The sequence below is a fragment of the Prevotella melaninogenica genome (assembly GCF_013267595.1).
GTDB lineage: Bacteria > Bacteroidota > Bacteroidia > Bacteroidales > Bacteroidaceae > Prevotella > Prevotella melaninogenica_D.
In genome coordinates, this window is sequence record NZ_CP054010.1 from 142,733 (window position 1) to 167,719 (window position 24,987).

Annotated in this window: 20 protein-coding genes; 5 read left to right on the top strand and 15 right to left on the bottom strand. The window is 40.3% G+C overall.

Features of this window, described 5'->3' with window-relative positions; genetic code table 11:
• Positions 1 to 484 precede the first annotated feature (484 nt).
• The 4 genes from FIU21_RS00560 to FIU21_RS00575 form a co-directional block, all read right to left on the bottom strand.
• Positions 485 to 1,237 carry a shikimate dehydrogenase family protein gene (locus FIU21_RS00560; protein ID WP_004359863.1) on the bottom strand — a complete coding sequence of 251 codons (753 nt, stop codon included), beginning with the start codon at positions 1,235 to 1,237 and terminating at the stop codon, positions 485 to 487.
• 240 nt (positions 1,238 to 1,477) lie between these two features.
• Positions 1,478 to 2,212 (bottom strand): bifunctional demethylmenaquinone methyltransferase/2-methoxy-6-polyprenyl-1,4-benzoquinol methylase UbiE, encoded by a 735-nt coding sequence (gene ubiE / locus FIU21_RS00565; protein WP_004359862.1) that lies wholly within the window; start codon positions 2,210 to 2,212, stop codon positions 1,478 to 1,480.
• Between the two features lie 146 nt (positions 2,213 to 2,358).
• Positions 2,359 to 3,309 carry a phosphoribosylaminoimidazolesuccinocarboxamide synthase gene (locus FIU21_RS00570; RefSeq protein ID WP_004359861.1) on the bottom strand — a complete coding sequence of 317 codons (951 nt, stop codon included), beginning with the start codon at positions 3,307 to 3,309 and terminating at the stop codon, positions 2,359 to 2,361.
• Between the two features lie 21 nt (positions 3,310 to 3,330).
• Positions 3,331 to 4,278 carry a PhoH family protein gene (locus FIU21_RS00575; protein ID WP_004359860.1) on the bottom strand — a complete coding sequence of 316 codons (948 nt, stop codon included), beginning with the start codon at positions 4,276 to 4,278 and terminating at the stop codon, positions 3,331 to 3,333.
• Between the two features lie 108 nt (positions 4,279 to 4,386).
• Here FIU21_RS00575 and FIU21_RS00580 point away from each other — a divergent pair, with 108 nt between their 5' ends.
• Positions 4,387 to 5,181 carry a DUF5715 family protein gene (locus FIU21_RS00580; protein ID WP_036886085.1) on the top strand — a complete coding sequence of 265 codons (795 nt, stop codon included), beginning with the start codon at positions 4,387 to 4,389 and terminating at the stop codon, positions 5,179 to 5,181.
• A 193-nt stretch (positions 5,182 to 5,374) separates the two neighbouring features.
• Positions 5,375 to 5,926, top strand: coding sequence for a 30S ribosomal protein S16 (locus FIU21_RS00585; RefSeq protein ID WP_004359858.1), 552 nt, complete (start codon positions 5,375 to 5,377; stop codon positions 5,924 to 5,926).
• 780 nt (positions 5,927 to 6,706) lie between these two features.
• On the opposite strand, the gene hutI is transcribed toward FIU21_RS00585, so the two are convergent.
• The 5 genes from hutI to FIU21_RS00610 form a co-directional block, all read right to left on the bottom strand.
• Positions 6,707 to 7,951: an imidazolonepropionase gene (gene hutI, locus FIU21_RS00590; RefSeq protein ID WP_004359850.1), complete on the bottom strand. Its 1,245-nt coding sequence runs from the start codon at positions 7,949 to 7,951 to the stop codon at positions 6,707 to 6,709.
• Between the two features lie 108 nt (positions 7,952 to 8,059).
• Positions 8,060 to 9,541: a histidine ammonia-lyase gene (gene hutH / locus FIU21_RS00595; RefSeq protein ID WP_004359848.1), complete on the bottom strand. Its 1,482-nt coding sequence runs from the start codon at positions 9,539 to 9,541 to the stop codon at positions 8,060 to 8,062.
• Between the two features lie 34 nt (positions 9,542 to 9,575).
• Entirely contained in the window at positions 9,576 to 11,585 is a 2,010-nt protein-coding gene (gene hutU / locus FIU21_RS00600) for a urocanate hydratase (RefSeq protein ID WP_004359846.1), read from the bottom strand.
• Between the two features lie 248 nt (positions 11,586 to 11,833).
• Positions 11,834 to 13,537 carry a glutamate formimidoyltransferase gene (gene ftcD / locus FIU21_RS00605; protein WP_004359844.1) on the bottom strand — a complete coding sequence of 568 codons (1,704 nt, stop codon included), beginning with the start codon at positions 13,535 to 13,537 and terminating at the stop codon, positions 11,834 to 11,836.
• An 843-nt stretch (positions 13,538 to 14,380) separates the two neighbouring features.
• Positions 14,381 to 15,088 carry an SDR family NAD(P)-dependent oxidoreductase gene (locus FIU21_RS00610; RefSeq protein ID WP_036886082.1) on the bottom strand — a complete coding sequence of 236 codons (708 nt, stop codon included), beginning with the start codon at positions 15,086 to 15,088 and terminating at the stop codon, positions 14,381 to 14,383.
• 240 nt (positions 15,089 to 15,328) lie between these two features.
• Here FIU21_RS00610 and FIU21_RS00615 point away from each other — a divergent pair, with 240 nt between their 5' ends.
• Both FIU21_RS00615 and FIU21_RS00620 read left to right on the top strand, forming a co-directional pair.
• Positions 15,329 to 16,411, top strand: coding sequence for a PCMD domain-containing protein (locus FIU21_RS00615; protein ID WP_004359836.1), 1,083 nt, complete (start codon positions 15,329 to 15,331; stop codon positions 16,409 to 16,411).
• A gap of 78 nt (positions 16,412 to 16,489) precedes the next feature.
• Entirely contained in the window at positions 16,490 to 17,269 is a 780-nt protein-coding gene (locus FIU21_RS00620) for a porin family protein (RefSeq protein ID WP_004359835.1), read from the top strand.
• A gap of 596 nt (positions 17,270 to 17,865) precedes the next feature.
• Here FIU21_RS00620 and pyrF read toward each other — a convergent pair.
• From pyrF to kdsB, 6 genes are all read right to left on the bottom strand, one after another.
• A complete protein-coding gene (pyrF, locus tag FIU21_RS00625) occupies positions 17,866 to 18,693 on the bottom strand; it encodes an orotidine-5'-phosphate decarboxylase (protein WP_004359834.1) in 828 nt (275 codons plus the stop codon).
• Positions 18,694 to 18,853: 160 nt separating this feature from the next.
• Entirely contained in the window at positions 18,854 to 19,360 is a 507-nt protein-coding gene (locus FIU21_RS00630) for a hypothetical protein (RefSeq protein WP_004359833.1), read from the bottom strand.
• Positions 19,361 to 19,379: 19 nt separating this feature from the next.
• Complete coding sequence (prfA, locus tag FIU21_RS00635; RefSeq protein WP_004359832.1) at positions 19,380 to 20,492, bottom strand: peptide chain release factor 1; 1,113 nt, start codon at positions 20,490 to 20,492, stop codon at positions 19,380 to 19,382.
• An 18-nt stretch (positions 20,493 to 20,510) separates the two neighbouring features.
• On the bottom strand, positions 20,511 to 21,482 hold the full coding sequence (locus FIU21_RS00640) for a hypothetical protein (protein ID WP_004359831.1): 972 nt from the start codon (positions 21,480 to 21,482) through the stop codon (positions 20,511 to 20,513).
• A gap of 6 nt (positions 21,483 to 21,488) precedes the next feature.
• Positions 21,489 to 22,652 carry an AIR synthase-related protein gene (locus FIU21_RS00645; protein ID WP_004359830.1) on the bottom strand — a complete coding sequence of 388 codons (1,164 nt, stop codon included), beginning with the start codon at positions 22,650 to 22,652 and terminating at the stop codon, positions 21,489 to 21,491.
• 643 nt (positions 22,653 to 23,295) lie between these two features.
• The gene (gene kdsB / locus FIU21_RS00650; RefSeq protein ID WP_004359829.1) at positions 23,296 to 24,036 is read right to left on the bottom strand and encodes a 3-deoxy-manno-octulosonate cytidylyltransferase; all 741 of its coding nucleotides are present in this window, start codon (positions 24,034 to 24,036) and stop codon (positions 23,296 to 23,298) included.
• A 131-nt stretch (positions 24,037 to 24,167) separates the two neighbouring features.
• On the opposite strand from kdsB, the gene FIU21_RS00655 reads away from it, so the two are divergent.
• Complete coding sequence (locus FIU21_RS00655) at positions 24,168 to 24,962, top strand: Rossmann-like and DUF2520 domain-containing protein (protein WP_004359828.1); 795 nt, start codon at positions 24,168 to 24,170, stop codon at positions 24,960 to 24,962.
• Positions 24,963 to 24,987: the final 25 nt, after the last annotated feature.

Sequence of the window (24,987 nt, forward strand, 5' to 3'; positions counted from 1 at the left end):
TAAATAGGTTGGGAGTATGTATCTGTTGAAAAAATATTGACATTAGATTACTAATTTCCCCCTTTGAATGGTCAAAAATCACTTCTGTTTGATACATTCGTAACCTACAGAGAATCAGATATTTGTAAAACGTGAAAGTAAAAGGTGCTTAATCGGACTTCAAAAGGGCGTTAGTAAGACCCCAAAAGGGCATCTTTTGCAAGCCTATTGGGCGTCTTTTAGAAGCTAAAAGAGCATGTTCTTAAAAATAGGGAGTAAAAAATTAGGACAAATGCTCTTATACCAATCTCTTTTCAAATGAGTAGGGGAGATGACGATGTGTTTTCCGTATATAAAATAAGGAGGAAAGATTAAGTTAATCTTTCCTCCTTATTCCTCATCTCCTTTCAGAAAGTTTATGGGTCTTTAGTAATTTGGAGTGATAAGGTTTACCTTATAATGTAAGGGCTTTAGTTTCTCACTATATGTTTTGGATGAATCAGTTTTATTTCTGTTCTTCTCCTTCCCAAAACTCCCAGCTTGCGAAAGCCTGTAGAAGAAGCATTTCAAGACCATTCTTTATAATAGCTCCACGCTCACGCCCTTTTGTCATAAATAAGGTTTCATCAGGGTTATAAAGTAGGTCGTAGAGTAGTGTATGGCTGTCCATAGCCTCGTATGGAAGCGACGGACACACCTCAGTATTGGGATACATGCCGAGTGGAGTACAGTTAACAATCACATTATACTCACGAATAATCTCAGGAGTTATTTCTTCGTAGGTTAAAACCTCAGCTCGTTTTGTACGTGATACGAACTTCGTTTCCAGTCCGAGCGACTTTAGCCCATAGTTGATAGCCTTTGATGCACCCCCAGTTCCGAGGATAAGCGCCTTCTTATGGTGGCGTTCAAGTAAAGGTTCAATACTACGTGTGAAGCCAATCACATCACTATTGAAGCCTTTAAGTATAGTTTTATTGCCTTTGTGGGTGACACGAATAACATTTACAGCACCAATAGCTTTAGCTTCTGGACTAAGACTATCAAGATAAGGAATTACCTGCTCCTTATATGGAATGGTCACATTCAGTCCACGTAATTGAGGATTAGCATCAACAACCTCTTTGAAATCCTCTATTGATGGAATTTCAAAGTTGATATATTGGGCATTGATGTGTTCGTTCTCGAATTTCTCATTGAAATAGCCAATAGAGAAAGAATGCCCTAATGGGTAGCCAATTAGTCCGTACTTGTCCATATCTTTACCTTGTTCTATAAATTATTTTATCCATCCGTTACATCGAACGATATTCTACTTACAAACAAACTTTCCTGTCACTTCTGTCATTCAAATCGGTTGCTTAATGCTCTGTATCACACTTGTTTAACTTGAAGTGTTAAATGTGACAGGAAAATGAAATCAAAACTATTATGATAATGTGTCTAATAATTTCTCTCTGTCATATTAGGTTTTGTAAGTCAATATCTCAGAAGAATCCTATTTCTCTGCAAAATACATTGTACAGATACCGAATGTCAACCGGCGGAAAGAGCTTTTCGCAAAGCCTGCTTTTTGGAATATCTCCATCATCTTTTCGCCTTGTGGGAAAGCCTCAACAGTCTTGTTAAGGTATTCATATGCACTTTTATCTTTTGAGATAAACTTAGCATAGTTCAGCAAGAATGTGTTAGAATAGATGCGGAAAAGTTGTTTCATAGGGAACTTAACAGGTGTTGTCAGTTCTACTATGCTTAGATGTCCGCCCCTCTTCAGTACACGACAAATCTCGGCAAGTCCTTTGTCGAGGTTCTGGAAGTTACGAATACCGAATGCAGCTGTCACAGCATCAAACGTATTGTCAGGAAAAGAAAGGTTAAGACAGTCTTCTTTCTGAAAAGAAATGACATCACTTAGTCCTGCAGCTTTTACCTTCTCACGACCGATAACCATCATACCTTCAGAAATATCTGCACCAATAAGATGTTCAGGCTTCAGCTCTTTAGCTGCAAGAATGGCAAAGTCGCCAGTACCTGTAGCAATGTCAAGCATCTGCTTTGGACGGAAAGGCTGCAACTGACGAATAGCTTTCTTACGCCACCCCTTATCAATATTTCCAGAAAGACGATGATTTAGGGTGTCATAAGTGGGTGCGATGTTATCAAACATCTCTTCTATTAGTTTTCCTTTCTCGCCATCGCCATCATAGGGCTTAATCTTTTCCTGCTCGTACATATTTGTTTAATTCATAATTCATAATTCATAATTCATAATTATGATTACTATTCTTTGATATGCTATTAGAGCATATTAGGTGTTAAGCACTGAATAGTTCTAATCAAAATTATGAATTTAGAATTATGAATTTAGTATTTATCAATTTACTTTCTTGAAGCTAAGTACTCCTTCACGTTCTTTTCGATACGTGCAGCAATATCACCATCTTCAACAGCCTTGTCAAACTTCTCGCCTGTGATATGCTCGTAGAGCTCGATATAACGATCGCTAACAGTCTCTGCATATTCATCTGTAATCTCAGGCATTGTCTGTCCAGGCTCATTCATAAAGTTGTGCTCAATAAGCCACTGACGAAGGAATTCCTTAGAAAGTTGCTTCTGAGGTTCACCCTTCTCAAGTTTCTCCTCGTAACCTTCTGCGTAGAAGTAGCGGCTTGAGTCTGGTGTGTGAATCTCATCAATGAGGTAGCACTGACCATCACGCTTGCCGAACTCATACTTTGTATCAACGAGTATCAAGCCCTGCTTTGCAGCAATCTCCTGACCACGTGCAAAGAGTTTACGTGTCCAGTCTTCGATAATTGCATAGTCTTCTGCAGAAACAATACCCTGCTCAATAATCTCTTCCTTAGAGATGTTCATGTCGTGACCTTCGTCAGCCTTAGTAGTTGGAGTTACGATTGGCTCTGGGAAACGCTCGTTCTCACGCATACCATCAGGGAGTTTTACGCCACAAATCTCGCGACATCCGTCCTTGTAGGCACGCCATGCAGAACCTGTAAGGATTGAACGGATAATCATTTCAACACGAAAGCCTTCACACTTCAGACCAACAGTTACCATTGGGTCAGGAGTAGCCAACTTCCAGTTAGGACAGATATCTGTTGTCAGGTCAAGGAACTTGGCAGCAATTTGGTTTAAAACCTGTCCTTTGAATGGTATTCCCTTTGGCAGTACAACGTCGAATGCAGAGATTCTGTCGGTAGCTACCATGACGATAAGATCGTCGTTGATGTCATACACATCACGTACTTTGCCGTGATACACACTTTTCTGTCCATCGAAATGGAATTCAGTTTTTGTTAATGCTTTCATTGTTTTTATGTTTATAGAGTCCTATCTCTTGTTAGCTTTATCGTGTGCTTCGTATGCGTTCACGATACGCGTAACCAATTTGTGTCTTACAATATCTTTCTTGTCAAGATTGATGACCGATATACCATCCACCCCATTTAGAATAGAAAGAGCTTCTTTCAATCCGCTTTTCTCGACATGGGGGAGGTCTATCTGCGTAAGGTCACCTGTAATAACCATCTTTGTATTCCAGCCCATTCGTGTTAAGAACATACGGATTTGTGCTGGTGTTGTGTTCTGTGCTTCATCAAGGATGACAACAGCATCGCTCAGTGTTCGGCCTCGCATGAATGCTAATGGAGCAATCTGAATGATATGCTTATCCATCATATCTTGTAGTTTGACAGCAGGGATCATATCCTCTAAAGCATCATAAAGTGGTTGAAGATATGGATCAATCTTATCCTTCATGTCACCCGGAAGGAAGCCAAGTTTCTCACCAGCTTCAACGGCTGGGCGTGATAAGATAATTTTCTTTGCAGCTTTCTCTTTGAGAGCCTTAACAGCCAAAGCAATACTGAGATAGGTCTTACCTGTTCCCGCTGGTCCAACTGCAAATATCATATCGTTTTTCTCGAAGGCATCAATCAGTTGCTGCTGATGTTCCGAACGACCTTTAATAGGTCTGCCCGATACAGAATAAACAAGGACGTCCTTTACCGCATCAGCTTTGGTCTTACGACCTTTCACGATATCAAGGATGTCCTCTTCTGTAATGGTGTTATACCGCTCCACATGCTTACGCATGGTTTCAATATCTTCTTCAATCTTTACCATCTCTTCCTCATCACCTAAGATGCGAATAACATTGTCTCTTGCAACAATTCTCAACTTAGGGAAGAGTGACTTTATCATTTGGAGGTGACCATTGCCAACCCCATAGAAGACTACTGGGTCTATATCTTCAAGAACTATATGCTTCTCTATCAATTTTTTCTACTTTATATTTGTTCGCAAAGTTACTATAAAATAATGATACTTACAAATTATTCTTAATTCATAATTCGCAATCAGCAAAAACTTATTACCTTTGTATCAATGAAACAAAAAAAGAAGATAACAAAGAATCGTTTTTTATTGGGCTTCATTGCTATAACTTTTCTTTTAGCCCTCATAAGGTTACTGTTTCCGTCTATCGCTCATGATAGGATGAAAGCATTATCCAAAGTTGATAGTGATAGCACGCATGTCATGGAAAAAGTTGACTCAGCTAAGATTAAAGCTCAATCAACTCCAAGTAATGTTAAGATGTCTCATTTCTTTACATCAGATGGTTCACAGAAGAAAAATAGAATCGTTGGTGTAAGAGATTATGAGGAGAGCTTCCCTGACTCACAGCCACAGCAACTTGAAGCTGCGTTGCGTTATGGTGTGAAGCCTGTTGCTGATCGTGCTGATGCTGAGAAGCGTAAGAGCGAGTTGGTATATGTTGGTAGTAATCCATATTATAATATGAAGAAGTTGAATAGTAGCATACCATATCTTGTGCCACGTGCTGCTATCTTACTTCAAGATATTGCCCGTAACTTTATGGATAGCTTGCAGACAAAGGGAGTTCCTATCAATAAACTTTTAGTTTCAAGCGTATTGAGAACAAAGGAAGATGTTGAGAAGCTTCGTCGGCATAATCATAATGCAACAGAGAATAGCTGCCACCTGTATGGTACAACCTTTGATATTGCTTACAATAAATATGTTTCAGTTACTCGTCCTGTGACAAATGATACTCTTAAATGGGTTTTAAGTGAAGTGCTTAACGACTTACGTTCACAAGGACGATGCTTCATAAAGCATGAGAAGCATCAGGGTTGTTTCCATATTACTGTAAGATAATTTAGTATTGAAAGCTGTCAAATCTTGAAATGCTTTTATAAAAAAAAGCCGTAGCAGTACAAGAAATAATCGTTGTGGCATTAATATAATCATCAGATTTTTTGGCTGTTAGAAAAAAAAGAAGTAATTTTGCAGTCGCTGTCACGAGATGACAGCATTAAATTCAAACCTTTAAAATATTTATTAAAGAATTATGGCAACAAAAATCAGATTGCAGCGCGGTGGTCGTAAGAACTATGCTTTCTACAGCATCGTAATCGCTGACGCTCGTGCACCACGTGATGGTAAGTTTACTGAGAAGATTGGTACTTATAACCCTAACACCAATCCAGCCACAGTATATTTGAATTTTGATCGTGCTCTTTACTGGGTTGAGACAGGTGCTCAGCCAACAGACACTGCTCGTAACATCCTTAAGGGTGAGGGCGTTTACATGATGAAGCACCTCCGTGGTGGTGTTAAGAAGGGCGCATTCGACGAGGCTGCATGCCAGCAGAAGTTTGATGCTTGGAAGCAGGCTAAGGTTGCAGCTACAGAGGCTGTTGAGAAGAAGGTAACCGACGCGAAGAAGGCTGCTGCTGCTCAGAACCTCGAGGCTGAGAAGAAGGTTAACGAGGCTATTGCTAAGAAGGTTGCAGACAAGAAGGCTGCTGCCGTTGCAGCACAGGCTGAGGCTGAGGCAGCACAGGCTGCTGAGGATACTACTTCTGAGGCTCCTGCAGAGGAGGCACCAGCAGAGGCATAACCCTCGCTCGCAATTAAAGCATAAGTCCATAGACTCTTCAAGAGTTTATGGACTTTTTTATTTGTGATAGATTCAAAAGTGTTACAATACGGTAAGCATTCCCACATAAATAAGTCATTCTTGTCTTACTAAATAAAGGTAATGATGTCCGATTTTTTCACATATCGATTTTGTAAAGACCACTAAACGGCTTGCTATAAACGCCTAATTGGCTTGCAAAAGATGCCCTTTTGAGGTCTAACTAACGCCCTTTTGGACCCTTGTTAAGCACCTTTTAAAAGCTCCCTCTGGTAACTATTTGATAACAAGTAACTTATGTAAGCGTTAAAATAACTCACTTTTAAGTCACTTCCCTGCCTTTTCTTCAATCTTTTTGTCAATATATTTCATTGCCTTGCGACTTTAAATATAACACAGATGCACGAAGGTAACGAGGGCTTTATTTAAAGATACGTAGCCCACAGTGACACCGACGAGGGAGGAATCAAAGGACCATAGCTGCAGTTTTTATTGGAAAAATAGATGATAAAGATATCAGAAACCTGTGTGGAACTTCTCTGTTGCTCTTTATACCATAGGTATTTCCGTGTATAGCTATTAGTCCTCTTTGCTCTCCGTGTACCTTATTATCTAAGGGTCTACTTTATCACTCCATATTTCGCAAGAACCGTCATAATGACTTGTTCTCCCCTTTTCAATAAATGTGTCGTTGAGGCTTGATTACCTTGCAATATGTTACTAATGTAGTTTCAACTTATTATGATGTGTCATTAAATCTACCTATACATACTCTTCTCCTTGTAGGAAGACTCGTTTTACGATAGGTGTTGTGTAAGCGTATGGGATAAATTCAATAGAAGGAATCGTATCTGTAATGAAGAAGTTAGCAACCTTTCCACGTGTTATAGAGCCATATTCCTTACTTAATCCCATTGCACATGCTCCATTCAAGGTTGCGGCGTTGATTGCTTCTGCTGGCATTAGGCGCATCTTGATACAGGCAAGAGAAATGATAAACTTCATATCTCCTGATGGAGTAGAGCCCGGGTTATAATCGCTTGCAAGGGCAAGTGGCAATCCTCGATCTATCATCTTTCGTCCTAAGGCAAAAGGTAGGTTAAGGAAGAAGGAGGTTCCTGGAAGTGCAGTAGGCATGGTTTTGCTGTTCTTTAGAATCTTTATTTCCTCTTCTGTCATACTCTCTAAGTGATCAACTGACAGTGCGTTATGCTCTACACCAACCTCTACACCACCAGATGATTCTAACTCGTCGGCATGAATCTTTGGTCGCATACCATATTCTGCACCAGCTTTTAGAATGTGTGCAGTCTCTTCTGGGGTAAAGAAACCTGTGTCACAGAAGACATCAATGAACTCTGCTAATTTCTCTGCACCCACAGCTGGTATCATTTCGTTGATAATCAAATCAACATAAGCATCTTGTCTACCTTTATATTCACGCGAAACAGCATGTGCACCAAGGAATGTTGCAACGACTTTCAGCTGTGTTGTCTCTTTGATACGACGGATAACACGGAGCATCTTTAGTTCATCTTCCATGTTAAGTCCATATCCACTTTTTATCTCTACACATCCAGTTCCTTTTCTAATAATCTCATCAACACGTTTCATCGCTTGTTGATAAAGATCTTCTTCACTCATTTCATGAAGGCGATCTGCTGAGTTAAGGATACCACCACCACGTTTAGCAATTTCTGCATAGCTAAGTCCACGAATCTTGTCAACAAACTCTTGCTCTCGACTACCAGCAAAGACAATGTGGGTATGAGAGTCACACCATGAAGGGAGAATTGTTCCTCCTTCTGCATCAACAATCTCCTCGTTCCCAAAAGCTGGTGGGCAATCACTCATCTTACCGTAATCAGCAAAATGTCCGTCCTCTATAATAAGGTAAGCATTGGGCAGCGTGTTTAGTTCTGTCATCTCTTTACCTTTAAGACATAGCTTTCCCTCATGCCCTATACCAGCAAGTAAGCCGATGTTTTTTACTATTAATCTTTTCATTTCAAGTGTTCCTATAATCTATGAAAGTGTGAGAATATGGGATGTTCAATAAGAAAGGGGTTATGTCAAAATTGTAGACAATCTTGATACAACCCCTTTATGACTTATTTATTTGCGTAAGAATTCAACAGACTTGGCGATGTGAGGTGCCATAAACTCGTCTGTGTCAATGAAAGGTACACTCTCACGATAAGCCTTATGGATAGCTTCTATCGTAGGAGAAGACTTTAACGGACGACGGAACTCAAGTGCTTGTGCAGCATTGAAAAGTTCGATAGCAAGTACACGCTCCGTATTCAATACAACCTGATAGAGCTTTGTTGCAGCATTGGCACCCATACTAACATGGTCTTCCTGCCCTTGCGAAGATGGAATACTGTCGACAGATGCAGGTGTACAATAAGTCTTACTCTGGCTAACAATAGATGCTGCTGTGTATTGTGGAATCATAAAACCACTGTTTACACCAGGTTTAGCTACAAGGAAACTTGGTAGATTGCGTGTTCCAGAAACGAGCTTATAGATACGACGTTCAGAGATATTGCTTAGTTCGCAGAGTGCGATAGCAAGGAAGTCCATTGGTTGTGCAATTGGTTCTCCGTGGAAGTTTCCTGCTGAGATAACAAGATCTTCATCAGGACAAACGGTTGGGTTATCAGTTGCAGCATTCACTTCAATATCTACGACAGACTTAACATAGGCAATGGTGTCCTTTGATGCGCCATGTACCTGTGGCATACAGCGGAATGAATAAGGGTCTTGTACGTTGACTTTAGGCTGTTTAATAAGCTCACTGCCTTCTAATAGTTCTCTTATACGTGCTGCAGTGTCAATCTGTCCCTTGTGATGACGAACAGCGTGAACAGCGTGTGTGAATGGTTCAATACGTCCATCGTAAGCCTCAAGAGACATTGTACCGATAACATCAGCCCACTCGCTCAAACGTTCACTTTGTAAGAGTGCCCATACAGCGAAGGCATTCATATTCTGAGTTCCATTGAGTAAGGCAAGTCCTTCTTTAGAAACGAGTTCGATAACCTCCCATTTCATCTTTTTAAGGATGGCAGCACCAGAGAAGATTTCGCCTTTGTATTCAACTTCACCCATACCGATAAGTGGTAGAGAAAGGTGAGCTAAAGGAACGAGGTCGCCTGATGCACCTAACGATCCTTGCATATATACAATAGGATAAATGTCGTTGTTGAAGAAGTCTATCAGTCGCTCGACGGTCTTCAGCTGACAGGCTGAGTAACCATAACTGAGCGACTGAATCTTGAGCAGCAACATTATCTTTACAATCTCATTCGGCACGCGGTCCCCTACACCACAAGCATGAGACATTACGAGGTTTTTCTGCAACTGTGAAAGACTATCCTTGTCGATGGATATCTTACATAGAGAACCGAAACCTGTTGTCACACCATAGATAGGAGTTTCTGATTCTTTAATCTTATTATCGAGATACTCTCTACAACGAATAATTCGTTGACGTGCATCTTCAGAAAGTTCAAGCTTTGTGCCATTCTTGATTATCTCACCAATCTGCTCAATAGACAGATGCTCGGCACTGATCTGATGAATTTTGTTCATAGTTTCTAAGGATTAGTATAATAGATTTAAATGATTAAAAAGCAGTATTTATAACATCATCATCAACGAAGTTAGGGAGAGTAACACAGAGTCCTGAGGTACGTTCCATCTCTCTTCGAATGGCATCAATAGAACCTGTGTTGCGTGCCCAACTACGACGTGCAATACCGTTGTTGACATCCCAAAGGAGCATCTGACGGATGTGACGGTCAGAGTCTTCACTACCATCAATCACCATTCCGAAGCCACCATTGATAACTTCTCCCCAGCCAACACCGCCACCATTGTGGATAGATACCCATGTTGCACCACGGAAAGAGTCGCCGATAACATTCTGTACAGCCATGTCAGCGCAGAACTGTGAGCCATCATATATATTAGATGTCTCACGGAAAGGAGAGTCTGTTCCCGACACATCATGGTGATCACGTCCTAAAACGATAGGTCGAGAGATTTCTCCCCTACGTATTGCTTCATTGAAAGCCAAGGCAATCTTGGTGCGTCCTTCCGAGTCAGCATAAAGGATACGGGCCTGAGAACCAACAACTAAATGGTTCTTTCCTGCTTCTTTTATCCAATGAATATTATCGTCAAGTTGACCGATAATATCTGGAGTTGCAGTCTTGCGTATTTCCTCTAATACCTCTGTTGCAATGTGATCGGATGTTTCTAAGTCCTTTGGATTACCTGATGAACAAACCCAGCGGAATGGTCCAAAGCCATAATCGAAGAACATTGGTCCCATAATATCTTGTACATAAGAAGGATAACGGAACTTACCGTCAGCCTTCATGATGTCCGCTCCCGCACGACTTGACTCTAAAAGGAAAGCATTTCCATAGTCGAAGAAGTACATACCTTTCGCTGTCAGCTTGTTAATAGCTGCCACCTGACGGCGTAAAGACTCCTGAACTTTCTCTTTAAAGAGCTGTGGTTCCTCTGCCATCATACGCTTAGACTCGTCCAAAGAAAGTCCTACAGGGTAATAGCCACCTGCCCATGGATTGTGGAGGGAGGTCTGATCACTTCCTAAGTCAACGTGTACATCTTCTGCTGCTAAGCGTTCCCAAAGGTCAACAACATTACCAACATAAGCCATAGAGACAGTTCGTTTCTCTTCAACAGCCTTCAATGCTGCAGGAATTAGTTCATCGAGTGAAGTATGCAGTTCGTCAACCCAACCTTGGTCATAACGTTTCTGTGCTGCTAATGGGTTGATTTCTGCTGTAATACTTACTACACCAGCTATGTTGCCAGCCTTAGGTTGAGCACCAGACATACCGCCTAAGCCAGAAGTAACGAAGAGCATACCTTTGATACTTGTCTCTCCAGCCTTCAATCGTTTACGTGCAGCATTTAGAACAGTAATGGTTGTGCCATGAACAATACCTTGTGGACCAATATACATATAGGAACCTGCGGTCATCTGTCCATACTGACTTACGCCCAAGGCATTATCTCGTTCCCAATCGTCAGGCTTAGAATAGTTTGGTATTACCATACCATTTGTTACCACTACACGAGGAGCATTCTTATGAGAAGGGAAGAGTCCGAGCGGATGACCAGAATACATCACCAATGTTTGTTCATCGGTCATCTCGCTCAAATACTTCATCACCAATCGATATTGTGCCCAATTCTGGAATACGGCACCATTACCACCGTATGTAATCAATTCATGAGGATGCTGTGCAACAGCCTTATCAAGGTTGTTCTGAATCATCATCATGATGGCTGCCGCTTGTTTAGAGTTATGAGGATATTCGTCGATAGGACGCGCATACATCTCATATGTAGGGCGAAAACGGTACATATAGATACGACCATATTGGCGTAACTCCTCCGCAAACTCTGGAGCTAATGCTGCATGAAACTTCTTTGGAAAATAACGCAGGGCATTGCGTAGTGCAAGTTTCTTCTCTTCTTGTGTGAGAATGTCCTTACGCTTTGGTGCGTGATTGATAGAAGGGTCGTATGCTTGTGGCTCAGGTAAAGTGTCAGCTATACCTGTGCGAATGTCTTTAATAAATTCTTCTTTTGTCATAGTTACTTAATAGATTTATTTTGGGTTGTAGTTATTTGATTTGCTTTCAAGCGTAAAGTGAAATTGTTAAAGCATATAGCTGTTTAGCTATCATTATATATCTATTATTTTAGAGATAGTTTAATCGGGCAGGCAAGGTATGCCTGCCCTTATTATTGATATATCATTAACTTCGTTAAGAGATAGTTAAAGTGTTGTATATCTCATTGTTTATAAGCTGTATAGCTCTTATAAAGTGAAGAAAAACATTATAGTTTAGCCTCAACTATCTTCATTATCTCTGCCTCAGCTTCATTAGCTTGAGCAATCAACTTGTTTGCCTCGGCAACTAAATGTTCTGCTTTTTCTTTGTCTTTCAAGCCAGAAGCATTAATCTTCACATTCAGACCTGCGCCGAGTACAGCAGCACGAGCTGCCAATACACCAACACCAGCATCTGAAACACTGTTAGGATTACCTTCTTCTGCCATAGCACGGCAAAGTTCAAATACCTTGTATGAAGCCTTCATCGTGTGCAAAGGAACTTCTGTTGCGAAGAGTGTTGCTTCTTGTATTGCTGTAGAGCGTGCAGCCTTTTCCTCATCGGTACCCTTAGGAAGTCCAAAGGCAGACATGATTCGGTTGAAAGCTTCTGTATCTTCATCAACGAGTATCATTAGTTCAGCTTGTATTGCTTGTCCCTTCTCAGCCCAGTTGCTGAACTCTTCCCAGCGTGCATCCCAACCTGCTTTATGGCTGGAGAGGTTGGCTACCATTGTACCTAAAGCAGCACCTAAAGCTCCCATATAAGCAGAGATAGTACCACCTCCAGGTGCTGGAGATTCACGTGAAGTCTCATTGGCAAACTCTTTGACAGTCAAGTCAATGAGTTTTGGAGTCTTATCGGCATCTTCCAACAGATATTCAATGACTTTCTCACGTGGGTTGAAAGGTTTCAAATCGTCTAAGCCCATTGACATAATGGCAATCTTGATGATGTCTTCTTCTGGAATACCTGTTGAACGTTGCTGCTTCTTTAGGAAATAAGTTCCAGCTTCAAGGAGTGTTCGTTTAGGAATAAGACCTACTATTTCAGTTCCAGTCACGCGTATTCCTCGGTTCTGTGCACAGCGACAAACCTCATCAAAGGCAATGTGGAGAGGTGTGATATTGATGTCAGTTATATTCATTGACACCTGTGCTATTCCATATTCATCAATGAACCAGCCAATAGCCTTTGTAGCTTTCAACGTACCGGGTTGCATGATGATTTCGCCCTTTTCGTCCTTCATTGGCTTACCCACAGGCGAACCACCTTCACGCATTGGACGCCCCTTTTCTCTTACATCAAATGCTATTGCATTGGCACGACGTGTAGAGGTTGTGTTGAGGTTGAAGTTTGTTGCTATCAAGAAATCGCGTGCACCGACTGCTGTACAGCCTGTTCGTGCTAACTGCTCATCCCATTCACGTGCACCATAATCAGGTGCCTCTGCTGCTTCTGACATACGCTGTGGAAGTCCTTCATACTCTCCCTTACGGCAAATAGCTAAGTTCTTACGTTCTGGAGTCTTGGCTGCAGCTTCATAACAGTAGCAAGGAACCTGTAGTTCATTAGCAATACGCTCTGCCAACTTACGTGCCAATGCTGCACATTCCTCTAAGGTGATACCAGCAACAGGGATAAGCGGACAAACATCTGTTGCACCCATACGAGGGTGAGCACCATGATGCTGTCGCATGTCAATAAGTTGCGCAGCCTTCTTAACACAACGGAAAGCAGCCTCTACAACTACTGATGGTTCGCCAACGAAGGTTACAACCGTACGATTGGTTGCTTCTCCGGGGTCAACATCCAGTAATTTAACGCCTTTAACGCGTTCCACTTCATCAGTAATCTGTTTGATTACATCTTTGTTTCGTCCTTCACTAAAATTAGGGACACACTCGATGATTTGTTTTTCTCGTGCCATATATAACAAATATAGATTTAAACAATGATAGTTTAGGTTTCGAGTGTAAAAATACAAATTAGTTTTTGTAATTCAAAACTTTTAATGCAAAACTATTTAAACAAACTTTAGTTACCTTCATTTGGCAAAGTAATGGAAGGTAATCGTATTAGAAATAGGTTTATAAATACAGTTATTAGGCATAGAAATAAGAGTGATTAGAAGGTGAAAAATGGTTTTTCTAAAATATAGAATGATAAAAAGCCATTATATAATAAGGTGTACAGAGCAATTCTAAGTTTCTTGCAGAAAGCTTAGAATCGCTCTATGCGATATTTCTTAAAACTCTAAATGTAAGTAGTAAACCTTATCACTTCAAACTACCGAAGTCGCCTTTTGTTAGAATTTTTCACATATCGTTTTTTAAAAGACCACCAAATGGCTTGCAATTAACGCCCTTTTAGCTTGCAAAAGATGCCCTTTTGAGGTCTTACTAACGCCCTTTTGGACCCTTACAAAGCACCTTTTCAGATCTATCTTTTCAACTGCTTGATAGCAAATAACTTACAAAGGTGATAAAAGAACTTGCTTTTAAGTTATTTCCCTATCTTTTCTTTGAATATTTTGTCAATATATTTTCTTAGTTTTTGGAGTCAAATCTCACGCGAAACCACGGGGGTTGAGGGAGTTTTTGTTTAACCTCAATCAGTCATTAGACCATAATAATGTATAATTCTTACAAGTGTATTGACTGATTTGGGTTTAAAGATACGTAGCCCACACTGGTTCCGACGATGTAGGAAGTAAAGGAGTATAACTGCAATGTTTCTTGGGAAGAATAAAGAGATATTCTTTTAGTCTAAACTATCGTCCTTCGTCAACGATAGGATATAGCTCAACAAACTCTCCTTGATGCTTTTCCCCATCATTAATAACCTCTGCAATCTTCTCACTAACAACATCTATCGAGTGAGAACCAGGTCCTGTATAATGATTATTTAAGTCGGTTGTTGTAGCACCAGGGTGAATATTGAAAATCTCAACAGGTATAATGTTCTTCTCAAATTCCATAGCCATAATGCTGGTCATTGCATTCTGTGCTGCTTTGCTGGCTACGTAAGCCATAGGATGCCAGTAAGGACTTACTTCAGATGGTACGGTTATGTTCACAATTCTTCCTTTGTTTGCAGAGAGTAATGGGGTAAGTGCCTTTGTCAAGTAGAATGTTCCGACATAGTTTACTTGTACGGTATCTATTACATCCTTTAGCTCAGACTCATAACTTGCTACTTCCATATCGCCAGGAATACCAGCATTGTTTACCAATAGTTCCAAGTCATGATATTTCTCTTTTACTTCTTTTGCTGTTTGCTCCAAAGAAGCATTGTCTGATAGATTGACGTATTGCCATCCAATCACGTCCACTCCCTCAGCTTTCAATGACTTCATCGCCTCCTCGGCACGCTCACTATTACGCGCACCAACGATTACCTGCCAGCCACTCTTGCCTAAAAACTTACAGATACCATAGCCAATGCCTTTGTTAGCACCTGTTACCAATACTTTTGCCATATTTGTTTTTCTATGTTTATCAGTGTGATATATTTGCTTGCAAAGATACATTATTTTATTGAGAGAATAATCTTTAATGCTGAGATATAATTACATAAAAGACTTTATTCTTTATATAATTTTAATGTGTGTGTTCCTTGCTTTGATCATCATATAGCTTTATCTCTTTCTTATACAGTTTTTTTTACGTACCTTTGCAGTGATAATTCGTCTATTTTTAATAATTAATCGTATAATCTAATGAAGTTATTTAGACCAATGGTGCTTGCTATGATGGCAGGACTTTTACTTTCTTCTTGTATTAAGGAAGAAGCATTAAATGCGGAAGCAGATATTACAGATGTTATGGTTGACGGTACAACACTGGTCCGTAAGCCTGTTATCACAAATAATGAAGTACTATTCTATGTCAATGGTTGGGAAGACTTAACTAACTTGGCTCCAATGTTTAAGCTCACTGAAGGTGCTAAGATTGAGCCTGAGAGTGGTACTAAGTTAAACTTTACACAGCCTCAGAGCTATACAGTGACCTCACAAGACGGTCAGTGGAAGAAGACTTATAAAGTGTCATTTGTAAGTAATGATGTTGCAACTGATTACCATTTTGAGACGCTTAAGGTTGATTCTACCAGTAAGTATCATACTTTCGTTGACAAGACGGATGATGGTAATCTTGCAGAGTGGGGCAGTGGTAACTCAGGTGTGTCATTCCTTATGGGTGATAGTAAGGCAACTGAATACCCAACAAGTCAAGCAGAAAATGGTTATGTGGGTAAGTGTCTGAAGCTGACAACTGTTAGTACGGGTTTCCTTGGTGCTATGTTCGGTGCCCCAATAGCAGCAGGTAATCTCTTTACAGGTGATTTCCAAATTGATATGGGTAACCCAGCAAAGTCAACTCACTTTGGTCGTCCATTCTACAAGATGCCTAAGGAGTTGATTGGCTACTATAAATATAAGGCTGGAGAGAAGTACCAAGATAAGGATAAGAAGGATATCAAAGGGCGTAAGGATAGTTTGGCAATTTACGCAGTACTCTTTGAAACAGGCGACGGAGTGGAGTATCTTGATGGTACCAATTCATTAACCAGTGACCATATTGTTCTCCTTGCACAGCTTAAGAATGCAAAGGAAACAGACGAATGGACACGTTTCTCTATCTCATTTGAGCCTGTAGCAGGTCGCACTGTAGACAGTGAGAAGTTGAAGAAGGGTAAGTATAGTCTTGCTATCATCATGTCTTCAAGTAAGGATGGTGCCTTCTTCAATGGCGCTGTTGGCAGTACGCTCTATGTGGATGAACTGAAGTTATACTCTGAGTAGTAGTTGTTTGGAGTTGACAAGTAACGAGTTTAATGGTTTGAGAGTTAACACAAAGATATTAAAGATAAAATAAGACAAATGAGACAACATATTATTGCAGTTGCAATCATGGCAATGAGCTGCGCAACGACAGCCTTTGCACAAACAGACCGTACTTCTTCACTAAGCAGTGCAGAACAAAATGGCTGGGAATATGAGGTAAAAGCTGGCGTAAATATTGGTGGTGCTTCTCCGCTTCCTATGCCTGTAGAAATCAGAGAGATAAGTAGTTATAGTCCAAAGTTCAATGGAACGTTAGAGGGAACAGTCACTAAATGGCTCGGTAAGGAGCAGAAGTGGGGTGTTTCTACTGGTTTGAAGTTTGAAGAAAAGGGTATGATAACTGGTGCAAACGTGAAAAACTATAGCATGGAAATTCTCAATGATGGTAGTCGTGTGGCTGGTTACTGGACGGGTTATGTAAAGACAAACTATAATACAACCCTCTTCACCATTCCTGTTATGGCAAACTATCGTTTCAATGATCGCTGGAAGGTGCGTGCAGGGCTTTACTCTTCTATCAAGTTAGATGGTCAGTTTACGGGTAACGTGAGTGATGGTTATCTGCGTGAAGGTACTCCAGTGGGTGAGAAACTTACTTTTGCTGATGGCAATACAGCGTCATATGATTTCTCATCTAACCTCCGTCACTTTCAGTGGGGTGGTCAGTTGGGTGCAACATGGCGTGCTTTCAATCACTTCACAGTCAATGCTGACCTTACATGGGCATTCAATAACATCTTTGAAAGTGATTTCAAGACGATTAGCTTCGGACTTTATCCAATCTATCTTAACCTCGGATTCGGATATCGTTTTTAAGGTTCTTCCGTTAAATGTGTATACTTTTCGTATAGCTTTAACGGAAAAAACGAAGTTGCTCATTAAATAAAAACATAGCAAAGACAGCCATCTGCCTATTTTATTATCAGTCCTCGACACGGAAAGTTATTTAATTTCAATACTTAAAAAAAATATAGATAAGATTTTGAAAGATTATTACATTTCTTTACTTAAACCTTCTTCAAAATCAAGCACAAAGCCTCTCAAAAAGCAACTTTGCAACCAACAGAGAATCAGATAGTTATAAAGTAGCAAAATAAAAGGTGCTTAATTGGGTTTCAAAAGGGCGTTAGTTAGCCTTCAAAAGGGCACCTTTTGGAAGCCAATTAGGCGTCTTTTAGAAGCTAAAAGAGCATGTTTTGGTTTTGAGTCGTTTGAAAATAATTTACAAAAACTAAAAGAATGGGAATAAGTGGTATTGTCTTAAGGAGAGTATAAGTCTTTATTCTATTTCAATCTATGCATTTAACAGAAGAACTATTCTTATTACTCTAAATGCGAAATAAGTAAAAAGGCTCAGTCGACAACATCTTCGTTTGTCTACTGAGCCTTTTCTTGTAGATGTATGTATATCGTTATCTTACGATACGTTCCAGTTCAACAGCCATTTCTTCTTGTAGCTCTTTTGCCTTTACAGCAGCAACTTCAGCAAAGTCGGTATCAGTGCTTGCGTAGATAATACCACGTGATGAGTTAACAAGTAGACCACAATCCTTTGTCATTCCATACTTACAAACCTCCTGCAAGCTACCACCTTGTGCACCAACACCTGGTACCAAGAGGAAATGTTCTGGTGCTATACGGCGGATATCCTCAAACATCTTTCCCTGTGTTGCACCTACAACGTACATGAGATTTTCGGTTGTTCCCCATTCCTGTGATTTCTTTAAAACCTTTTCAAAGAGGCGTTCGCCCTGCTTATCCTCTGTCAGCTGGAAGTCATGGCTACCTTTGTTACTTGTCAATGCGAGTAGGATAACCCACTTTCCGTCATACTCAAGGAAAGGTTTTACACTGTCTTCGCCCATGTATGGAGCAACAGTAACAGAATCAAGATTATACTCTTCGAAGAAAGTCTGGGCATACATCTTAGATGTGTTACCGATATCACCACGCTTAGCATCAGCAATGATAAAGTGGTTTGGATAGTTCTCCTTTATGTATTGAATGGTCTTTTCAAATGCCAACATACCCTTTAAGCCATAGCACTCATAAAAAGCGAGGTTGGGTTTGTAGGCAACACAATAAGGTGCTGTTGCATCAATGATTGCTTTGTTGAAAGCAAAGATAGGGTCATCCTCATTCTTCAAGTGCGCTGGTATCTTGTTGATATCAGTGTCAAGTCCCACACATAAGAATGTCTTCTTTGTGAAAATCTCGTTGATTAACTGTTGTCTGTTCATAAAGGTTATCTTTTTTAGAATTAATCAAAAGGGTATTTTTAATGACTAACTGTTGTATTTTCAAAGGCGTACGGTTCCTATGTCTGTAAGTAATGTTATATAACAAATACACGAACCGTACGTCCCTAAATTGTGATATCGCTTTTCTTGTAGTTACTTCTTATAGCTGCGAAGCTTTGTTCTCTTCTGTTAGAGGTTTAGAAGTTGCGCTGCGAACCTTCCATATACCTAATAGCAAGCCAACCATTGAAGCTACAAATGTTGCGATTAACATGGTGTTATCGGTTGAAACAGCAACTGAAATAGCAATGGCTGTACCTCCCACACATAGCAATGCACCGATAAGTGCTGATACGATAGCTACAATGAACTTCTTGTTGCGTGCAACTGGAGCAGTTGATGTTGCTGCTATTACGAACATAGTGTACTTAGCAAGCATAACAGTACTATTGCCGATTATGCTCACAATACCATCTTGAGCAAAGTTCGATAATATGAGTTTAACGATGAAACCATATCCAATTTGAATTACAAACATTGCAAGGAACGCTATTGGTAATACAAGTATCCATCTAAGTGCTGGGCTCAACGTTTTTACAAGTTGCAAGTCAAAGTTGTTGTCAATATCTAACTTGCTTTCTTTCTTAGCTTTAGTTTCGTTGCTCATATCTACTTAATATTAGTTGTTATAACTCTGTTTCCTTCAACTTCTCAGCATTCTCTGCAACGGTCAAAGCGTCAATCATGTCCTGAATTTCACCATTCATGAAGCCCTGTAAGTCGTGAGTAGTGAAGCCGATACGGTGGTCGGTAACACGGCCTTGTGGGTAGTTATATGTACGAATCTTAGCACTTCGGTCACCTGTTGAGACCAAAGTCTTACGTCGACTTGCGATATCATCAACATACTTCTGGTGCTCGTGGTCATAGATGTAAGTATAAAGACGGCTCAATGCACGCTCCTTATTCTTTGGCTGATCACGTGTCTCGGTACACTCGATAAGGATTTCTTCAACCTCACCAGTGTTAGGATTCTTCCATGGATAGCGCAGACGTACACCAGATTCAACCTTATTTACGTTCTGACCACCGGCACCACTGGAACGGAATGTATCCCACTTGATATCGCCTTCGTTGATATTTACTTCGAACTTATCAGCCTCTGGCAATACGGCTACTGTCGCAGCGGATGTGTGCATACGACCTTGTGTCTCGGTAGCAGGTACGCGCTGTACACGGTGAACACCTGACTCATACTTTAAGGTACCATAGACATTATCACCCTCAACGGCAAAGTCAATCTCTTTAAATCCACCTGCAGTACCCTCAGAAACGGAAGTGATAGAGAGCTTCCAGTCCTTCTTGTCGCAATAACGCTTGTACATATTAAAGAGGTCACCGGCAAAGAGCGCAGCTTCATCACCACCAGCACCACCGCGAATCTCCATCTGAACGTTCTTTGCGTCCTCTGGATCCTTTGGTACAAGTAGCAACTTGATTTCCTCTTCGAGTGCAGGTTGAAGTGCTTCGTTCTCAGATAACTCCTCACGTGCCATCTCTTTCATCTCCGCATCATTCTCATTGGTAATGATATCTTTTGCCTCTTTGATAGTGGTAAGACAGTTGATATAACGGCGACGAGCATCCATAATGTCGCCAAGATCCTTATATTCCTTTGTCAGTTTCACATAACGTGACTGATCTGCAATGACACTTGGGTCTGTTATAAGCGTTGATACTTCTTCATAACGAGCCTCAAGTCCGTCGAGTTTCTGTAATATACTGTTGTTATCTATCATAATCTTTTTGGGATTTTATTATATTTCTTCTGTAAATTCTTCTTCGTTAGTGGGAATATGTTTATCTATACAGTGTTTCTGTATCTCTCCATCTGACTTTGGAAATTTGTCACATATGTTTTCTAATGCGGCTTTAGATGCCGTAAAGTGCTTCTCGTCTGCAGTTAATGCAGCCTCAACTGATTTAATGAAATCTTTAAAGTTGGGGTTAATCTCGCACAGCTTACTAACCGTTTTAAAGTCTATTTGTCGGTCTTTTGCTTCTAACCAAATTTGACTCTCGTATGGATTAGCTTTTAATAGTATGAAACCAATACCAAAAGAATGATTAAGACGAGCAAGCTCATCTTTAAGGTCTTCATTGATTTCAAAAGCAACAAGGTATCCGTTATTAGCCCAACTCGAATTAGAAACGGCTTGAAAGAAACATTTCTTTAGTTCATAATCATTATCAATCTTGCGTTTTAATTCATATGAATATAGTCGTAAAGAATCTTTCTTGCTTATTGCCTTAAACAATGAATTACTGATAGTATTTGTTTGTTCAACAAACTTTGCTCCAATAATATCTGGATGTATCCACTTTTGGTGTTCATCATCTTTCTTAGATTTCTCATGGAAGATAGTCTTTGCCATAATTCCTTGATGCTGCAAAAAACAGCAAAGAAGAGGGTGAAGGTCTCGCTCATGAAATGTTACATCAGATATAGTAATCCTCTGAGTTTGTGAAGAAACACTATTTCCTATATTCTTAGAATATTCACTAAGGTAATAGCAATATACATTTTTCTCATTTTTAAAACGTCCAATGCGAGTATCTTTCTTCTTAGCCATTGTAACTAAACAGGCGGACACAGTTGCATCAGGTGTCTTAGCTTTAATGTTAAACTTAAAGATACCTTTATCTATGATATTTTGATAGACTTCCTTTGCTATTGCTCCTTTAGGAAAATCCTTTAAACTTATTAGTATGGCTTCCTTTATTGTCATGATAACTTAGTATTCAAATGTGCCAAACTCACTCTTAATAGTTAAGCTACGCTTGCCTTCTTCGATGTGTCCGACAATCTGTGCATCGATGTTGAACTCCTTACTGATGGCAATAACCTGCTCAGCAACCTCTGGACGAACATAGATTTCCATACGATGACCCATGTTGAATACCTGATACATCTCCTTCCAGTCTGTACCGCTACACTCCTTAATAGCACGGAAGAGTGGAGGAACTGGGAACATATTGTCTTTGATGACACGGCAGTTTTCATTTACAAAGTGCAGTACCTTAGTCTGTGCACCACCTGTACAATGTACCATACCATGAACCTCTGGACGCAACTCGTCCAACAATCGCTTGATGACTGGAGCATATGTACGAGTAGGAGAAAGTACTAATTCGCCTGCATTGATAGGACTTCCCTCAACAGCATCGGTCAACTTATACTTACCACTGTACACCAACTCTTCTGGTACAGCGTGGTCATAACTCTCTGGATAGTTCTCAGCAAGATATTTAGCAAATACATCATGACGCGCAGAAGTCAGACCATTGCTACCCATACCACCGTTATAGCGTGTCTCGTATGTAGCCTGACCAGTAGATGAAAGACCTACTATCACATCGCCTGGACGGATGTTTGCATTGTCAATAACATCCTCACGACGCATACGACAGGTAACAGTTGAGTCTACGATAATCGTACGAACAAGGTCACCAACATCAGCTGTTTCACCACCAGTAGGGTAGATTCCGATGCCCATCTTACGCATATCTGCCAAGAGTTCATCGGTACCATTGATGATGGCAGAGATAACCTCGCCCGGTACAAGCATCTTGTTGCGACCAATGGTTGAACTAACAAGGATGTTGTCTACTGCTCCTACACAGAGCAAGTCGTCTGTATTCATTACGATAGCATCCTGTGCAATGCCACGCCATACGCTTAAATCGCCCGTCTCCTTCCAATACATGTAAGCCAGTGCAGATTTTGTACCAGCACCATCGGCATGCATAATGTTGCAATACTCTGGGTCTCCGCCAAGAATATCGGGGATAACCTTACAGAAAGCCTGTGGGTAAAGACCTTTGTCAATGTTCTTGATGGCATTATGCACATCTTCCTTTGCAGCACTTACGCCGCGCATCATGTATCTGTTGTTCATATCTTAAAAGGAGTTTTCTTGTGCAAAGGTAGCTAATATTTGTTGATTATCAGCTGAATTAAAGCATAAATTTCTACTAAAAGAGGGCTTTTGTTACTTGAAAAATGGGTTGCCGACTTTTATAGTTGTTTTGAAGTTCTATCATAGATAGATATTAACTTGTTGCTCGCTTTGACGTGTTAGTGATTTAAGTTGGTAATGGGCAATATCTATTTTATAGGATTTTGCATGTTAAAGATAGTCTTATTTGTAAAGATAAATTCGTATATAAAAAACCAATAGATGCTCTTTTGGCTTTGAAAAGACGCCCTTTTGGCTTGCTAAAGATGCCCTTTTGAGGTCTTACTAACGCCCTTTAAGAAGCCAATTAAGCATCTTTTGAAATAGTGGTTTATAATGGTTTGATTATTAGTTGGTTACAGAGGTGGCGGTTAAGGTACTTTTAGGCTGTTATTTAAGATAAAATTAGGTTGTGTTTTGTAATAAAATTTCCTTTATGTGCGCCCATGCTTTAGTCATCTTTATTTGTGTTATTTCGTCCGAACGTGGCTAACAAAGTAGGCAACGTTCGGACAAAAGTATTTGATATAGTTCTTAGACGAGTTGTACTGAAGTCTGTTTCTTATGCTTTCAGCCCTTGTTTTTATAGACTACGCAATTTTTCTTCAGCGTTTTGTAGATCTTCTGGTGTATCAATACCGATGGTTTCAATATCCGTAAGACCTACCTTTATTTTATATCCGTTCTGTAACCAGCGTAGCTGTTCAAGACTTTCTGCTAACTCAAGTGAGGACTGTGGCAGACGACTTACTTCACGTAGCACTTCAGTACGGTAAGCATAAAGTCCGATGTGTTTGAGGAATGGAAAATGAGTGAGCCACTCTGCACTTTCTTTTCCACGTACAAAAGGAATGACTGAGCGAGAGAAATAAAGTGCATAACCATCATTGTCGAGTACAATCTTAGGTGAATTAGGATTCTCTACTGCCTCCATAGACTCAAAAGGTTTACCAAGTGTCGCTATCTGTGTGCGTGGATCGTCAAAACACTGCATGACAGTTTCAAGCTGACTTCTCTGTATGAAAGGTTCGTCACCCTGTATGTTGATAACGACATCAAAGTCTCCACCCACCTTGTCGAGGGCTTCGCAGATTCTGTCTGTGCCACTCTGATGGTCGGAACGAGTCATTATAGCCTTACCGCCAAACGCCTCTACGGCATCGTAGATACGCTGATCGTCTGTGGCAACAAATACATCTTCCATCACACTACTTACCTGTCTGTAAACATGTTCTATTACGGCTTTTCCTCCAAGTATTGCTAAAGGTTTACCAGGAAAGCGTGAAGAACTATAGCGAGCGGGGATAATTCCAATAAATTTCATACGTGTTTCTATCCGTTTAAAGTTTAATATACTGCTGGTTTATGTACCAGTATGCGCAAAAGTAGTAAATCTTTATTAAAAAGGCGATGACTTCCCGACATATTTCCTTTAAAATTATTAAATTTGTTGGCATGATGAAGGTTACATTGATTGGTGCTGGTAATCTTGCCACACAGTTAGGTAAGTCGTTGAAAAAGGCTGGTGTAATTATCAGTCAGGTATATAGTCGTACTGAAGATTCTGCCCGAACATTAGGTAAGTTGCTTGAGGCAGAGTGGTTAACAGATATAAAAGCACTTCGCGATGAGGCTGATATTTACATCTTTTCTGTGAAAGATAGTGTTCTCTGTGAGTTGATTTCAGAGGTCTGTAAGGGTAGGGGAGACAAACTTTTTCTCCATACAGCAGGCTCTATGTCAATGAGTTGTTTTGAGGGAAAAGTACTGCGTTATGGTGTATTCTATCCTATGCAGACGTTCTCTAAGACTAAGGATGTGGATTTTGAGCGTGTCCCAGTGTTCATTGAGGGCAATTCTATTGAGACAGAGGATATTATTAGAAGTTTTGCCAATATGCTTTCTAAACGTGTGATAACATTGTCTTCTGCAGATAGAAAGTATCTACATTTAGCTGCTGTTTGGGCTTGTAACTTTACAAATTACTGTTATACGGTGGCTTCAGACATTCTCGGTGAGCATGGTATTCCGTTCGATGTGATGTTGCCATTGATTAATGAAACAACAGAAAAGATACAGAAAATCAGTCCAAAGGAGGCACAGACGGGACCTGCAGTGCGTGGAGATAGGAATGTAATGAGTAAGCAGTTGGAGTTGATGAATGACAAAGAGGATTTGCAGAAACTTTATAAGATGCTTTCAAAGGGGATTAATCCGCTGGTGGATAATCTCACTTTAGACAAAAGATAGATTAATAATAAACTCTAATATATAG